Raw genomic sequence first — 15429 nt, 5'->3', positions numbered from 1 at the left:
TCAATTTTAACATTAGGAAACAGCGCTAAGTGATTCATCCGACTCGCCAATGAAAAGGTTCGAACTTCATGCCGCGGCATTTACCGACCCTTAAATCATCGGGCCTATCATTAACGATGCCCGTAAACGAAAGGTTACCAGCGGTAGGTTTTTGTTAATATCGCAGGAAATTTTTTAGCAAACCGTGTCAAAGCGGCGCGCAGGGCGGTTTCAAGTTGAGCCGGGGTCTCGCATCACGGGAGTAATGCGTATGAAGTCGCGAGAAAGTCTCGTTCGCCTGAAAGAGTTTCAGGTGAACGAAAAACGACGTCAATTGCAGCAGTTGCAGATGATGATGTCCGAATTCGAACGGATGACGAAGGATCTGGAGAGCCAGATCGTCGTCGAGGAAAAGAAGTCCGGTATATCAGACCCGAATCACTTTGCTTATCCGACCTTCGCCAAGGCCGCGCGTCAGCGGGCCGACAACCTGCAGGTTTCGATCAAGGAATTGAAGATGCAGGAAGAGGCGCTGGAATTGGCGCTTGAGGAGATGCAGGCGGAATATGCAAGGGCGTCGGCGCTGGAAGAACGTGACAGCGGCGCCCGAGCAAGGGCGTAAGAGAAAACGACGGGCGCCGGCTTCGGCGCCCCGGGAATCGCCACAGAGAAGCCATGTATGACGGGCGTGCTGGTCCGTCATACATGGCTTTTGGTGTTTGTCAGTTCACGACGTCGCGCCATTCCGGGTGGCGCTGCGCCTGCGCCTTGAAAAAAGGGCAGAGCGGAATGATCTTCCAGCCGCCGGTGCGGGCAGCCTCCACCGCGTGCAGCGCCAGTGCCTGGCCGACACCTTTGCCGCGCAGGGCATCGGGAACGGTGGTATGATCGATGATGACGAGCTTCGGCGATGTGCGCGAATAGGTCATTTCCGCCTGATGCCCTTCTACCTCGGCCGCATAACGGCCGCCGGAGGCGCCTTCGTCGTTTCGAATGTCCATTGTCTTTCCTCGCAGAGGGATGGGGATATTGTCGCCGGCGACGGTGACACGACCTCGCGATCATGCCAAGTCGGCGAGGCAATTGCTCGAGGAGACGGAGTGTTCATGAAAAAGATCGGTTCGGTGCGAGGTTCGCGCGGATGAGGGCGCTTTCGATGATCCGCCCGGTTCTGCTCGTGGCGGCGCCGTTCCTCTTGGCGCTCGGCCTCATCTTGCCGCTGGTCCGTTTCGAGACATTGTATTTCTTCGATCAGACCCCATCGCTTGTCGCGATCGTAGCCTCGCTCTGGCAGGGCGGGGATGGGCTGCTGGCGGCGATCGTCGCACTGGTGTCGATCGTGCTTCCGATTCTGAAGATGGTCGGGATCGCTGCGGAAGCGACAGGTGCCGGCGGCGGGGCCGGCAGTCTGTTTTATCGTCGCGTCGTGCCGCATCTGTCCAAGTGGTCAATGATGGACGTGCTGCTGGTCGCGATCGTCATTGCGGCGGCAAAGACGACGGGGTTGGCAGATGCATTCACCCAGCCTGGCCTGTGGTGCTATGCGGCCTCGTCAATGATTTCGGGCCTTCTGCACTCCCTGACGGGAGATGCGTCCGGCCCGAAATAACTCGTCGATGTTGGCGTGCGATCAGTGGCGATACTGCTGAATGCGCGTGGTGCGCAGGCCGGCGAGGCCATGGCTGTTGATCGACGACTGCCAGGACAGGAACTCTTCGACCGTGAGCGTATAACGCTCGCAGGCCTCTTCCAAGCTCAACAGGCCACCGCGAACAGCCGCGACAACCTCTGCCTTCCGGCGGATGACCCAGCGCCGCGTATTGGGCGGCGGAAGGTCCGCGATGGTCAGGGGGCTGCCATCGGGGCCGATGACATATTTCACTCGGGGACGTATCATTTCGGTCATTGGACTCTCTACACAACGCAAGACCACGAGCGCCACTCTAGCCTGCCACATTTAAAAATTGCCTAAGCCCAACGTAAGACTTTGATAACAAATTTAGACGCCCCGGAGTGGCCGATGAATGCCTGTCTGCCTCGCAAGACTTCGTCTCCGACCTCCCTTGTACCGGCCCAGTTCATACGATTTGATGCTTGCTGCCCTCGCTTGCACAGCCAAACGGTCTTCGTCGACATTCCGGCTTGAGCCTTTCATCGCCGGCAGCGAAAACCGTTGATCAGCAATCGGCAGCAAAGCCTCGTCAGCTTCTACCAGGCCGCCGAACTCATTTATTGCTGCAGACCAGGTGACGGCAATGGAGCGGACGATCCCTGACGATCTTCTGAGCGGAAGGGGCGTTTGCGAGGAGGGCGGCCAACCAGGAAATCGTCATCTGGACACGCTCTTCCAGGATGCGGTGAGAAATACCGTCGCCTTCGCATTGCGTGGCGCTGACCTGAAACAATACATTTTCGCCTTTGTTAGGCAATGGCGCCCATGCCGGCAGAAAGCTGGCTTGGCAATCGCTCCACCGCCTCAGGCGCTTCTCGGGCCAGCTCAGTCTGGAAGGCGCTCACCCCGCGCCAGATCGGATGCCTGAACCTATTCAAAGTGCTGCAGCGTCCTATGCGCCTCAGAAGCGGCGCTGGGTCGGCTGACGACAGGAGCAGGGACGAGACGCGATTCTTCTCGATCTCTCGTCCTATATGATCGTGGGGGTAGCTGAGGAGTGAGATGGCAATCGCGATCCGCTCAACCGCATGCGGGCGGTCGCCCGAGCATTCCGGTACCGGCTGCTCCGAGCAGCCGGCCCGTTCTCACAAAAAGCTTAGAAGCCTTTTCCGCCGGCCAGTTCCGATGCGACAGTTCCGACGATGATGCGCATATCCATCCAGATCGAGAAATTCCCGACGTAATAGAGATCGCTGGCGATGCGGGCGCGGGCTTTGGCCGGACGATCGGTCGGGCCGCGCAGGCCGCGCATCTGGGCGAGACCGGTCATACCCGGACGCATTGCGTGGCGCTGGTGGTATTCGGGCACCAGCTCTTCGTAGAGCATGCCGCCGGCGCGCATGCCGATCGCGTGGCAGCGCGGACCGACGACCGACATGTCGCCCAACAGCACGTTCAACAGCTGCGGCAACTCGTCGATGTTCGTGCGGCGCAGGATGGCGCCGATGCGGGTGACGCGCGGGTCGTTCTTCACCGTCTGGGCAACGCCCGAGACATCGCAGAGATCGGTGCGCATGGAGCGGAACTTGTAGACCTTGATGGCCTTGCAGTTCTTACCCCAACGGGTCTGCTTGAACAGCACCGGTCCGGGGCTGTCCAGCTTGATCAAGAGGGCGACAAGGAGAAGTAAGGGCGCGAGGACGAGGAGGGCGCTCAACGACGAAACAATGTCGAACGCCCGCTTCAGGACGAGATCCACCCACGGCGCCTGCGACGCATCGCTGTGGATAACCGGGGTCTGGATCTTCAGGCTCGGCTGCTGGCGGCGGCTCGGCCGGAAGGACTCTGTCGAAATGGTGTTGTTTAGTTCCGTGATGCTCAAGGATCGTACTCTGTGGTCTTCGAGGGGCGCGGCGGCAATAGGCGATCAATGGTTTACCCTGTCACCAGGGCTGCACTCAGGTGTTGGTAACCCTACTAAAACGGAAAAATGCGACAATTGTGTAATGGTGTCCAGAGAAATATCGCATCGCAATAAATCTTTCGCACTTGCGTTAAGTTGAGGCAAACTCATGATATTTTGTTAAGAATTGGAATTTCGTCAAGGTTTTTAGGCCTTTGGCAGGGGCTTCTGGGGTGCTCCGGACGTGCCTTTTCGGTACGTACCGCATTGCCCACAAGCGCCATTTCTTAACAGAAACCGGAGCGAAATTTTTTCGCGAGAACGGTCGGCCTGTTATCTAACAGTGCCAAAATGTGACAAAACCAAGGCGGGATCGACGAGCTTTTGCAGGCAGAAGCTGTGGAGACACGGGGCTATCCCGCAGAATCACGTCTGTCACCCGGCTCTGCGAATCGGTCCATGACCGGACGAGCTGAGATAATCGGCACGGGGAAGGGGCCTGTGGAAGGCGCGGAGCGGCGAAGAAACGTGCCTGCGGCCTTTCAGCGATCCCCGCGGAGGTCAGGCGGGTTCGAGAACGCGTTTCCTGCCGCCCCAGGAAATGAAGTTCGGGTTGGCGAAATCGAAATCGGCTGCCGTTCCGGTCTTGCCGTAGGTCAGCGGCGCTCCGTCGAGCGTCACGGTCGAACCGCCGGCGGCGCGAAGCACTGCGTCGCCGGCCGCCGTGTCCCATTCCATCGTGCGGGTGAAACGAGGGTAGACGTCGGCCTTGCCTTCGGCCAGCAGGCAGAATTTCAGCGACGAACCGATATTGGTGCACTTCGAAATCGCATGGTCGGCAAGGAAGGTTCCGGTCTCCGGGCTGTTGTGGCGAAGGCTCGCCAGCGCCAACCGGTCGGCCGGCTGTTCGCGCACGGTGATTGCACTGCGTGCGCCGACAGTGAAATCCTCCGTCACCACGAGCCTTTCGGCGTGGCCGCGTTCTCCCGAGAAGGCAAGTCCGAGCGCCGGAGCGTAGACGATCCCGGCCACCGGAGCGCCGTTCTCGATATAGGCGATGTTGACGGTGAATTCCTGCCGCCCGTCGACGAATTCACGCGTGCCGTCGAGAGGGTCGACCAGGAAGAAGCCCCGACCGCTGATGTCGGGCACGCTGCCGGCCGCGACCGACTCTTCCGCCACGACGGGTATTTCGGGATAGTCCCGGGCAAGATGCGCGAGGATGATGCGTTCGGCCTCCTCGTCGGCGACCGTGACCGGACTTGCGTCCGCCTTCATGGCGACGGGAAAGCCTTCGCGCAAGACCGTTATGATGGCCCTGCCGGCTTCGAGCGCCGCCTTTTCGAATGTCCTCAGCATTGTCCTTTGCCGTTCGCCGCGCGGTGAGCACCCCGTTGTCGCTCGTCCGCAAGCCATCCCTGCCACCATAGTCAATCTTATATGGTGTTTTGCCCCGCGCTCCGCACCCCGATAACGCAGTCTGCGATGCTACCATAAGCTTTCGGTCTTGTCAGACGAAGATGGCAGTTATTCGCTGGAATGGGATTCGCCAAAGCGGCGCGTTGCGGGTCTGATTTTGCTCCATCTTCCAATTCTGTGGAATAGCCTACGGCGCAAGAGCTTCATGAAATTGAGAGTGAAATCGCCGGATGGTTAATTCGACGCCGGTTTTTGGCTAACAACAGGACGTGCTTCGCCGATTTTCTGTGGATTTTGGTGCAAAATGCGCCATTTAGCCCTGTTCGAACAAGAATCTGCCGGAGTAAATCCTTTTTGTCTTCACATTTGCAACGAAACCGCTATACATGCGGTCATGAGGTTGCCTGAAACGGGTGACCGAAGAACCAAAAAGAGATGCAGCATATTCGGCTCGCATCCAGGGGAAAACGACATATGGAGTATTTCGTCCAGCAGCTCTTCAACGGGCTGACGCTCGGATCCATCTATGGCCTTGTGGCTATCGGCTATACGATGGTTTATGGCATTATCGGCATGATCAACTTCGCCCATGGCGACATTTTCATGCTCGGTGGTTTCGCCGCTCTTATCGTCTTCCTCGTCCTCACATCCATCTTCGCAGGTCTCCCCGTGGCAATTCTGCTGCTGGCGATGCTTGTCGTCGCGATGCTGATGACGAGTTTGTGGAATTGGACGATCGAGCGTGTCGCATACCGTCCTTTGCGCGGCTCGTTCCGCCTGGCGCCGCTGATTACCGCGATCGGCATGTCGATCGTGCTGTCCAACTTCATCCAGGTGACGCAGGGTCCGCGCAACAAGCCGATCCCGCCGATGGTGAGCTCGGTCTATCAGTTCGGCAACATCTCGGTGTCGCTGAAGCAGATCATCATCATCGTGATCACCGCGGTGCTGCTCGCTGCCTTCTGGTACATCGTCAATCGTACCGCGCTTGGCCGCGCCCAGCGCGCCACCGAGCAGGATCGCAAGATGGCGGCGCTTCTCGGCGTCAACGTCGACCAGACGATCTCGATCACCTTCGTGATGGGTGCGGCACTCGCTGCCGTCGCCGGCACGATGTATCTGATGTATTATGGTGTCGCGTCATTCGCCGACGGCTTTACGCCGGGTGTGAAGGCATTCACCGCAGCCGTTCTCGGCGGCATCGGCTCATTGCCGGGCGCCGTTCTCGGCGGGCTGATGATCGGCCTGATCGAATCGCTGTGGTCGGCCTATTTCACCATCGCGTACAAGGATGTGGCGACCTTCGCCATCCTCGCTTTCGTGCTGATCTTCAAGCCGACGGGTATCCTCGGGCGGCCGGAAGTCGAGAAGGTATAACGTCATGGCAAACATCGAGAATACTGCAGGCAAGCCCGATGCCGGACTTGTCCGCAAAGGCCTTACCGAAGCCCTTTTCGCCGCCGTCCTGTCACTCGGCATGTTCGTTCTCTATGTCGGTCTGAAGACCGATCAGAACATCAACAACGAGCTGATCATCGTCCAGCGCTGGGGATTGCTTGCGATCTTCGTCGCTGTCGCTGCCATCGGCCGTTTCCTGATGGTCGTTTTCATCAAGCCGAACATCGACCGCCGCAAGCTTAGAAAGGCGCGGGAGGGCGATCTCGATATTTCGACCGAGAAGAACTTCTTCCATCGGCACTTCCTGAAGATCGCGCTGCTTGCGCTCGTGCTCTATCCTGTCGTGATCGTGGCGCTGGTCGGTGCCCAGGGCTCGCTGAAGTGGATCGACAACTTCGGCATCCAGATCCTGATCTACGTGATGCTCGCCTGGGGGCTGAACATCGTTGTCGGTCTCGCCGGTCTGCTCGATCTCGGATATGTCGCCTTTTACGCGGTCGGCGCCTATTCCTACGCGCTGCTGTCAAGCTATTTCGGCCTGTCCTTCTGGGTGCTGCTGCCGCTTTCCGGCATCTTGGCCGCACTCTGGGGCGTCATCCTCGGCTTCCCGGTGCTGCGCCTGCGCGGTGACTATCTCGCCATCGTCACGCTTGCCTTCGGAGAAATCATTCGTCTCGTCCTCATCAACTGGACCGATGTGACCAAGGGGACGTTCGGCATCTCGAGCATTCCGAAGGCGACGCTGTTCGGCATCCCCTTCGATGCGACGGCCGGCGGCTTTGCCAAGCTCTTCCAGCTGCCGATGTCGTCCGCCTACTACAAGATCTTCCTCTTCTATCTCATCCTGGCGCTTTGCATGCTGACGGCCTACGTCACCATCCGGCTGCGCCGCATGCCGATCGGGCGTGCCTGGGAAGCGCTGCGCGAAGACGAGATCGCCTGCCGTTCGCTCGGCATCAACACGGTGACGACCAAGCTCACGGCCTTCGCGACGGGTGCGATGTTCGGCGGCTTCGCCGGCTCGTTCTTCGCAGCGCGGCAGGGCTTCGTCTCGCCGGAATCCTTCATCTTCCTGGAATCGGCGGTCGTTCTCGCCATCGTCGTTCTCGGCGGCATGGGCTCGCTGACCGGCATCGCGATCGCTGCGATCGTCATGGTCGGCGGCACCGAGGCGCTGCGCGAAATGGACTTCCTGAAAGTGGTCTTCGGGCCAGACTTCACGCCGGAACTCTACCGCATGCTGCTCTTCGGCCTCGCCATGGTCGTCGTCATGCTGTTCAAGCCGCGCGGTTTCGTAGGCTCGCGTGAACCGACGGCCTTCCTCAAGGAGCGCAAGGCAATATCCGGAAGCTTTACCAAGGAGGGCCACGGTTGATGAGCCCCGTTACCAACACGATATCGAGCGATACGCTGCTCAAGGTCGAGCACCTGTCGATGAAGTTCGGCGGCCTGATGGCCATCAACGACTTCTCCTTCGAAGCCAAGCGCGGCGATATCACCGCGCTGATCGGCCCGAACGGCGCCGGCAAGACCACCGTCTTCAACTGCATCACCGGCTTCTACAAGCCGACGATGGGCATGATCACGCTTAATCAGAAGAGCGGCAAGCAATATCTGCTGGAGCGTCTGCCGGACTTTCGTATCACCAAAGAAGCGAAGGTAGCGCGCACCTTCCAGAACATCCGGCTGTTCTCCGGCCTGACGGTTCTCGAAAACCTGCTGGTCGCCCAGCACAACAAGCTGATGCAGGCATCGGGTTATACCATCCTCGGCCTCATCGGCGTCGGCCCCTACAGGCGAGAGGCCGCCGCGGCGATCGAGCTCGCGCGTCATTGGCTGGTAAAGGCCGATCTGATCGATCGTGCCGACGATCCGGCAGGCGATCTGCCTTACGGCGCCCAGCGGCGTCTCGAGATTGCCCGTGCCATGTGCACCGGCCCGGAGCTGCTTTGCCTGGACGAACCGGCCGCCGGCCTCAACCCGCGGGAATCGGCAACGCTCAATGCGCTGCTGCAGAGCATCCGGGCTGAAACCGGAACGTCGATCCTGCTCATCGAGCACGACATGTCGGTGGTGATGGAAATCTCCGACCATGTCGTCGTCCTCGAATACGGCCAGAAGATTTCCGATGGCACGCCGGATCACGTCAAGAACGATCCGAAGGTCATCGCGGCCTATCTCGGCGTCGAGGATGAAGAAGTGGAAGAGGTGATCGCAGCCGTCGAGCAGCTCGAAGGAGGCGCAAACTGATGGGCGAAGTAATGACGGGCCAACCGCTCCTTCAGGTGAATGGCGTCGAAACCTATTACGGCAATATCCGTGCGCTGGCCGGCATCGATGTTCAGGTCAACAAGGGCGAGATCGTCAGCCTCATCGGCGCCAACGGCGCCGGCAAGTCGACGCTGATGATGACGATTTGCGGCAGTCCACAGGCCCGCAAGGGCGTGGTCGTCTTCGAGGGCCGCGATATCACCAAGCTGCCGACACACGAGATTGCGCGCCTGCGGATCGCGCAGTCGCCTGAGGGACGCCGCATCTTTCCGCGCATGACGGTCCTGGAAAACCTCCAGATGGGCGCCGGCCTCGACAATCTCAAATATTTCGCCGAGGACGTCGAGAAGATCTTCACGCTCTTCCCGCGTCTCAAGGAACGCCACGCCCAGCGCGGCGGCACGCTTTCGGGCGGCGAGCAGCAGATGCTGTCGATCGGCCGCGCGCTGATGGCGCGCCCGAAGCTCCTGCTGCTCGACGAACCCTCGCTCGGCCTTGCGCCGCTGATCGTCAAGGGCATTTTCGAGGCGATCCGCAAGCTCAACGAACAGGAAGGGCTAACCGTATTCCTCGTCGAGCAGAATGCATTCGCTGCGCTGAGGCTTTCCCATCGCGCTTACGTGATGGTGAACGGCAAGGTGACGATGAGCGGCTCCGGCAAGGAACTGCTCGCCAATCCCGAGGTTCGCGCCGCCTATCTCGAAGGCGGAAGACATTAGTCGAAGGGAGAGTTTGATATGCAGGGTCTTTTCTTCGAAAGCGATATCGGCGTTCGGATCGTCATCCGTACGCTCGTCGTGCTGATCGGCTTCTGGACGGCCTGGCGGGCCGGCAAGGCGGTTGCCGACGGCTGGAACAATTATCCGCTGGTCGTCGTCTATACCTTCCTGCTTGCCTGGGCGATGCAGTTCCTGCACCACGCCCTGTTCAACGGACCGATGCTCAGCGCCCTCTATTACGGCATCGATTTCGTGACGCTGCTCGTCTTCTCGACGGCCGGCTTCCGCTATCGCCGCACCAATCAGATGGTCAACAACTATTACTGGCTGTACGAAAAAACTTCCGCGTTTTCGTGGAAGGACAAACATTGACAGTCCGTTGAAACTAGGCATGAATTGCCTTCAGAGTGGAACAGCTTTCCTGGCGCAGTCAATGGTGGGTAATGCGCCGGGCCTTGGACCGGAACCCGCCCAAAAATTGGGAGTAACAATATGAAGAAGTCTCTTCTGTCGGCAGTGGCTCTGACGGCGATGGTCGCCTTCAGCGGCAACGCCTGGGCCGACGTTCTCATCGCTGTCGCTGGTCCGCTGACCGGCCCGAACGCCGCTTTCGGCGCGCAGCTTCAGAAGGGTGCCGAGCAGGCGGCGGCCGATATCAACGCTGCCGGCGGCATCAACGGCGAGCAGATCAAGATCGAGCTCGGCGACGACGTCTCCGACCCGAAGCAGGGCATTTCGGTCGCCAACAAATTCGTTGCTGACGGCGTCAAGTTCGTTATCGGTCACTTCAACTCGGGCGTTTCCATCCCGGCTTCGGAAGTCTATGCCGAAAACGGCATTCTCGAAATCACCCCGGCCGCTACCAACCCGAAGTTCACCGAGCGCGGTCTCTGGAACACGTTCCGTACCTGCGGCCGTGACGACCAGCAGGGCGCCATCGCCGGCAAGTATCTTGCCGACCACTTCAAGGATGCAAAGATCGCCGTCGTTCACGACAAGACCCCCTACGGTCAAGGTCTTGCCGACGAAACCAAGAAGGCGATGAATGCCGCCGGCGTGACCGAAGTAATGTACGAAGGCATCAACGTCGGCGACAAGGACTTCTCGGCCCTCATCGCCAAGATGAAGGAAGCCGGCGTCTCGATCATCTATTGGGGCGGCCTGCACACCGAAGCCGGTCTCATCATCCGTCAGGCCGCCGACCAGGGCCTGAAGGCAACGCTGGTTTCGGGCCCTGGCATCGTTTCGAACGAGCTGGCTTCGATCGCTGGTGACGCTGTTGCCGGTACCCTCAACACCTTCGGTCCCGACCCGACGCTGAACCCGGCAAACAAGGAACTCGTCGAAAAGTTCAAGGCCGCCGGTTTCAACCCGGAAGCCTACACGCTCTACTCCTATGCTGCGATGCAGGCGATCGCCGGTGCCGCCAAGGCTGCCGGTTCGGTGGATCCTGAGGCCGTTGCCACGGCGATGAAGGAAAAGGGTCCGTTCCCGACGGTTCTCGGCGATATCTCGTTCGACGAAAAGGGCGACCCGAAGATTCCTGGTTACATCATGTACGAATGGAAGAAGGGCGCGGACGGCAAGTACACCTACGTCCCGCAGGGCATGTAAGCATAACTTCCATTTTGGGATATGAGATTGAAGCCCGGTTCCGACCGGGCTTCTTTGTTTGACGAAGGTTTCGTTTTCCGTTCGCCGCAGTGTCATCGCTGCAAACGGTCCCGCCGATTCCTGCTGGCGCGAAGATCCTCGGCAGTTTCGGCGGCGGCAGCGGCGATGCCGTGCCGCCCGAGATCGCTCACATCTCGTGCAGCACATGGGTCGCCTTCACGGCGGCCGATGCGCGGTTTTCGACGCCGAGCTTCACGTAGATCTGTTCGAGATGCTTGTTCACCGTGCGCGCCGACAATCCCAGTATTTCGCCGATGTCGCGGTTGGCCTTGCCCTTGGCGATCCAGAGCAGCACTTCGGATTCGCGCTGGGTGAGCGAGAAGCGCTGGCGCAGCATCTCGTCGTCGCTGCGCGGATTGGCGGCAGTGAGGCGAAAAAGATATTCGTCAGGGCCGATCGCGCCGAGGAAGGCGAGCTGCAGCGCCGCCTGGCCGGCATGGGCGATCGAGATGATGCCGTCGCGTGCTGTGGCGACGCGGTCGCGCATCCAGCCGGCGATGTGGCGGACGACGATTTCCATGCCGTCGTCGCTGCCCATGGCGGCATTGACAAGGCGCGTTGCCTGCGGCGTCGACCAATGGATCGCGCCGTCGCCCTTGACCGCCAGCAGATGGCGCCCGGCGGCGTCGAGGGCGACGCGGGCGCTCTGGGTCGAGCGGGCATTTCTGAGATGGACGCGAATGCGGGCGCGCAGCTCGTCGATATTGATCGGTTTGCTGAGGTAATCGACACCGCCGGATTCCAGCGCATGCACGACATGCTCGGTCTCGGTCAGGCCGGTCATGAAGATGACAGGCACCTGCGCCGCAGCGACATTCGCCTTCAGCCTGCGGCAAGTCTCGAAGCCATCCATGGCGGGCATGACGGCGTCGAGCAGGATGAGATCGGGTGTGATGCGCTCGACGATACCGAGCGCTGCCGTGCCCGATGTGGCGATAAGCACGGAAAAGCCGGATTGCTCGAGCGCATCGGTCAGGAAGCCGAGCGCTTCGGGTGAGTCGTCGACAAGCAGAACGATGTCACGGGGCAGGGCCGGCTCAGCCAATGGATTCCACCTTTTCGTCGAAGTCGTGCAGGAAGGTCATGAAGCCGCCCATGTCGAAGGCGGCGACGTAGGCGCGAAGCTCTTCCGTGAATGGCCGATTTGCCTCCAGCTTGGCAAGGTCCGAAAGCTTGGCTTCGATGCCTCTGATATAGCCGATCTCCCCGAGCCGCAGCAATTCCTGCACATGAGCCGGGCCAGGACTGAGCATCGACGCTTCGGTCTTTTCCACAATGGCGGGGGCGTCGTCGGCATAGATCCATTTCAGGCCGAGATGGAGGGCGAGTTTGTCGCGCAGCTGGCGGATATCGACCGGCTTGCCGATCGCATCATTGTGGCTGTCGTCACTGTCGCTCAGAACGGCCGCATCGCCGATATTGGCCGAAAGCATCACCATCGGCGCCGTCTGGCCGACCTCGCGCAGGCGCGAGACGAGCTGCCAGCCGGTCATGCCGGGCATCAGGATATCGACGAGGAAGAGATCCGGCATGATGCCGTCGATCAGCGTCAGGCATTCGGCGCCGCCTGCCGCCGTCAGAACGATGAAATCGAGCGGTGCCAGGATTTCGCGCATCATTTCGCGGTGATCTTCATTATCGTCGACGACAACCAAAGTGCGGCGCGAACCGTCATAACCGACGATGCGCTTTTCCTGCGGCGGGGCGGCAGCGCGCATGACGGCCGACAGCATCAGCCGCACGCGGAATGTCGAACCCTCGTCCCTCACGCTCGAGACTGAAATCTCGCCGCCGAGAGTGTTGGTCAGAAGCCGGGTGATGGTGAGGCCGAGCCCGAGACCCGGCATCGGCCGCACGCTTTCGGCCTCGCCGCGCTGGAAGGGTTCGTAGATGCGGGGCAGGTCCTTCTCTGTGATGCCGCGGCCGGTATCGGCAACGGTGAAGGTCGCCACCTGGCTGCGATAGCCGACATCGAAGGTGATTCTGCCTTCGTCGGTGAACTTGATGGCATTGGAGAGCAGGTTGACGAGGATCTGGCGCAGCCGTTTTTCGTCCGTGCGGACGAATTGCGGCAGGGCCGGCGAGCGATCGTGAACGAAGTCAAGCCCCTTTGCCTGCGCCTGCGGCCGGAACATCTCGACGATCTGGTCGAGGAAATCCTGGATGTTGATCTCGTTGGAATAGACCTGCAGGCGGCCGGCCTCGATCTTGGAGATGTCGAGCAGTCCGTCGATCAGCCCGGAGAGGTGTTCGGCGCTGCGGCGGATGACCTTGATCGAGGATTGGCGCGGCGGAGGAATGGTTTCGTCGCGCTCGAGGATCTGGGCGTAACCGAGCACGGCATTCAACGGCGTGCGCAGTTCATGGCTGAGGCCGACGACATAGCGGCTCTTGGCGCGGTTGGCGGCCTCAGCCGTCTCCTTGGCATTCTGCAGGGCGGCGTCGGTCTTCTTGTGGGCGGCGATTTCCTTGAGCAGCAGCGTGTTCTGGCGCGAGGATTCTTCCTCGGCGACGACGCGGCTGTCATGGGCGAGCACATAGAACCAGCAGACGACGCCTGCGATCACCGAGAAGACGAAGAAGACGATGAGGATGGTGCGGTTGACGACTTCAGCCGTCTCGGGGGAGGCGGCGGCGACCTGATGGGCGATCATTGCCAGGATCGCGCCGATGGCGGTCAAGGCCAGGACGACGGCGATGCCGTAGCGGCCGAGGCGCGTCGTCAGCTTGCCCAGAATGGTTTCCGGCAGCAGCACCTTGTCGACGGTGCCGACCTGCGCGTTGAAACGGGCGGCCGGTTTGCACATGTCGTGGCAGCGGCTGTCGAGCGAGCAGCAGAGCGAGCAGATCGGGGCGGCATAGGCCGGACACCACGCCATATCCTCCGGCTCGAAAGGATGTTCGCAGACGGAGCAGGTGATGCTCGTCAGGTTCTTCCAGCTCTGGCGCGGCTTGCGGGCGAGGTAGTATTTTCCTTTTGTCGCTAAGGCGAGCGCCGGCGAGGCGATAAGCGCTATGATGAGGGTGATATAGGGGGCGAGCGAGGCGGCGATAGCGCCGAAGGCGCCGAAATGAGCGATCAGCGATATTGTTGCCGACAGCGTCATGGCGCCGAGGCCGACCGGATTGATGTCGTAGAGATGGGCGCGCTTGAACTCGATACCGGGGGGAGCGAGCCCAAGCGGCTTGTTGATGAAGAGATCGGCGAAGATCGTGCACAGCCAGGCCATGGCGATGATTGAAAAGATGCCAAGCGTCTCCTCCAGCAGCCGGTAGATCCCGAGTTCCATCAAGAGCAGGGCGATCGCGACGTTGAAGACCAGCCAGATGACGCGGCCGGGATGGCTGTGCGTCAGCCGCGAGAAGAAGTTTGACCAGGCGAGCGAGCCGGCATAGGCATTCATCACGTTGATCTTCAGCTGCGAGACGACGACGAAGGCGGCCATCAGCAGCAGCGCGGCATTGTGCCAGGGGACCATGTAGCCGAAGGCGGTCAGATACATCTGCGCCGGGTCGGCGGCGCGATCGACCGGCACGCCGGAGGCCAGGGTCAGCACGACCAGGAAGGAACCGGCAAGCAGCTTCGGCGCACCGATGACGACCCAGCCGGGTCCGGCAAGGAAGACGGCCAGACGATGGCGCCACTTGCGCCGCGGCTCCGGCGGCAGGAAGCGGAGGAAATCGGCCTGTTCGCCGATCTGCGACATCAGCGCCAGGATGACGGCCGAGGCTGCCCCGAATTGCACCAGATCGAACGCGGCGACCGTGCCTGGCGGGCCGGAGGTTTGGCGGATGCCGGCAAAGGCACGCCAGAGATCGAATTTTTCCCAGTCCATGAAGGCGATGAAGAGGAAGGGCAGGATATTCAGCACGATCCAGAAGGGCTGGGTCATCAGCTGGAACTTGCTGATCAGCCGCACGCCGTGCGTCACCAGCGGGATCACCATGACGGCGCTGACGATATAGCCGATCCAGAGCGGAATGCCGAGCGTCAGTTCCAACGCGCCGGACATGATCGAGGCCTCGATGGCAAACAGCATGAAGGTGAAGCTCGCATAGATCAGCGAGGTGATGGTCGAGCCGATATAGCCGAAACCGGCGCCGCGCGTCAGCAGATCGATATCGACGCCGTGGCGGATGGCGTAGCGGCTGATCGGCAGGCCGATCGCCAGCATGGCGATGCTTGCGACGATGATGGCGTAGAAGGCGTTGGTGGTGCCGTAGGAGAGTGTGATGGCGCCGCCGATCGCCTCGAGCGCCAGGAAGGAGATCGCGCCGATCGCCGTCTGCGCGATGCGCTGCGAGGAGAAGTGGCGGGCGCTCTTTGCGGTGAAACGCAGCGCGTAATCTTCCAGCGTCTGGTTGGCGACCCAGCGATTATATTCGCGTCTTACCGGAATGATGCGTTGGCGCGCTGCCATGTCTTCCTTTCGACATTCCGGTTGGCCTAATCG

14 protein-coding genes are annotated in these 15429 nt (G+C 60.6%); 8 read left to right on the top strand and 6 right to left on the bottom strand.

Translation table 11 applies throughout. The features are described from left to right. Window positions 1–250 precede the first annotated feature (250 nt). The gene (locus N2597_RS15815) at window positions 251–601 is read left to right on the top strand and encodes a hypothetical protein (RefSeq protein ID WP_009991379.1); all 351 of its coding nucleotides are present in this window, start codon (window positions 251–253) and stop codon (window positions 599–601) included. A 100-nt stretch (window positions 602–701) separates the two neighbouring features. On the opposite strand, the gene N2597_RS15810 is transcribed toward N2597_RS15815, so the two are convergent. Beyond that, window positions 702–980, bottom strand: coding sequence for a GNAT family N-acetyltransferase (locus N2597_RS15810; protein ID WP_183598462.1), 279 nt, complete (start codon window positions 978–980; stop codon window positions 702–704). A 62-nt stretch (window positions 981–1042) separates the two neighbouring features. Here N2597_RS15810 and N2597_RS15805 point away from each other — a divergent pair, with 62 nt between their 5' ends. Next, window positions 1043–1588 (top strand): paraquat-inducible protein A, encoded by a 546-nt coding sequence (locus N2597_RS15805; protein ID WP_183598460.1) that lies wholly within the window; start codon window positions 1043–1045, stop codon window positions 1586–1588. Between the two features lie 21 nt (window positions 1589–1609). Here N2597_RS15805 and sciP read toward each other — a convergent pair whose 3' ends face one another. The 3 genes from sciP to cysQ all read right to left on the bottom strand — a co-directional run bounded on the left by sciP (window position 1610) and on the right by cysQ (window position 4853). Further along, window positions 1610–1885 carry a CtrA inhibitor SciP gene (gene sciP, locus N2597_RS15800; protein ID WP_007533628.1) on the bottom strand — a complete coding sequence of 92 codons (276 nt, stop codon included), beginning with the start codon at window positions 1883–1885 and terminating at the stop codon, window positions 1610–1612. An 862-nt stretch (window positions 1886–2747) separates the two neighbouring features. Then, window positions 2748–3473 carry a sugar transferase gene (locus N2597_RS15795; RefSeq protein WP_038690874.1) on the bottom strand — a complete coding sequence of 242 codons (726 nt, stop codon included), beginning with the start codon at window positions 3471–3473 and terminating at the stop codon, window positions 2748–2750. A gap of 582 nt (window positions 3474–4055) precedes the next feature. After that, window positions 4056–4853 carry a 3'(2'),5'-bisphosphate nucleotidase CysQ gene (gene cysQ, locus N2597_RS15790; RefSeq protein WP_038690873.1) on the bottom strand — a complete coding sequence of 266 codons (798 nt, stop codon included), beginning with the start codon at window positions 4851–4853 and terminating at the stop codon, window positions 4056–4058. Between the two features lie 534 nt (window positions 4854–5387). On the opposite strand from cysQ, the gene N2597_RS15785 reads away from it, so the two are divergent. The 6 genes from N2597_RS15785 (at window position 5388) to N2597_RS15760 (ending at window position 10915) form a co-directional block, all read left to right on the top strand. Continuing rightward, window positions 5388–6290, top strand: a complete 903-nt coding sequence (locus tag N2597_RS15785; protein WP_010051810.1) for a branched-chain amino acid ABC transporter permease — start codon at window positions 5388–5390, stop codon at window positions 6288–6290. A 4-nt stretch (window positions 6291–6294) separates the two neighbouring features. After that, window positions 6295–7686 (top strand): high-affinity branched-chain amino acid ABC transporter permease LivM, encoded by a 1392-nt coding sequence (gene livM, locus N2597_RS15780; protein ID WP_106796573.1) that lies wholly within the window; start codon window positions 6295–6297, stop codon window positions 7684–7686. Next, the gene (locus tag N2597_RS15775; protein ID WP_038690869.1) at window positions 7686–8561 is read left to right on the top strand and encodes an ABC transporter ATP-binding protein; all 876 of its coding nucleotides are present in this window, start codon (window positions 7686–7688) and stop codon (window positions 8559–8561) included. The genes livM and N2597_RS15775 overlap by 1 nt, the downstream gene beginning before the upstream one ends. 11 nt (window positions 8562–8572) lie before the next feature. Next, window positions 8573–9301, top strand: coding sequence for an ABC transporter ATP-binding protein (locus tag N2597_RS15770; RefSeq protein ID WP_038692754.1), 729 nt, complete (start codon window positions 8573–8575; stop codon window positions 9299–9301). Between the two features lie 18 nt (window positions 9302–9319). Beyond that, the gene (locus tag N2597_RS15765) at window positions 9320–9673 is read left to right on the top strand and encodes a DUF6867 family protein (RefSeq protein ID WP_038690867.1); all 354 of its coding nucleotides are present in this window, start codon (window positions 9320–9322) and stop codon (window positions 9671–9673) included. Window positions 9674–9793: 120 nt separating this feature from the next. Beyond that, a complete protein-coding gene (locus N2597_RS15760) occupies window positions 9794–10915 on the top strand; it encodes a branched-chain amino acid ABC transporter substrate-binding protein (RefSeq protein WP_183736550.1) in 1122 nt (373 codons plus the stop codon). A gap of 187 nt (window positions 10916–11102) precedes the next feature. On the opposite strand, the gene N2597_RS15755 is transcribed toward N2597_RS15760, so the two are convergent. Then, window positions 11103–12020, bottom strand: coding sequence for a response regulator transcription factor (locus N2597_RS15755; RefSeq protein ID WP_038690863.1), 918 nt, complete (start codon window positions 12018–12020; stop codon window positions 11103–11105). Next, window positions 12013–15396 (bottom strand): hybrid sensor histidine kinase/response regulator, encoded by a 3384-nt coding sequence (locus tag N2597_RS15750; RefSeq protein WP_183598458.1) that lies wholly within the window; start codon window positions 15394–15396, stop codon window positions 12013–12015. The genes N2597_RS15755 and N2597_RS15750 overlap by 8 nt, the downstream gene beginning before the upstream one ends. Window positions 15397–15429 lie beyond the last annotated feature (33 nt).

Source organism: Rhizobium sophoriradicis (assembly GCF_025200795.1).
GTDB lineage: Bacteria > Pseudomonadota > Alphaproteobacteria > Rhizobiales > Rhizobiaceae > Rhizobium > Rhizobium sophoriradicis.
The sequence above is the reverse complement of the archived record's forward strand: the minus strand, read 5'-3'. Positions and strand labels throughout refer to the sequence as shown.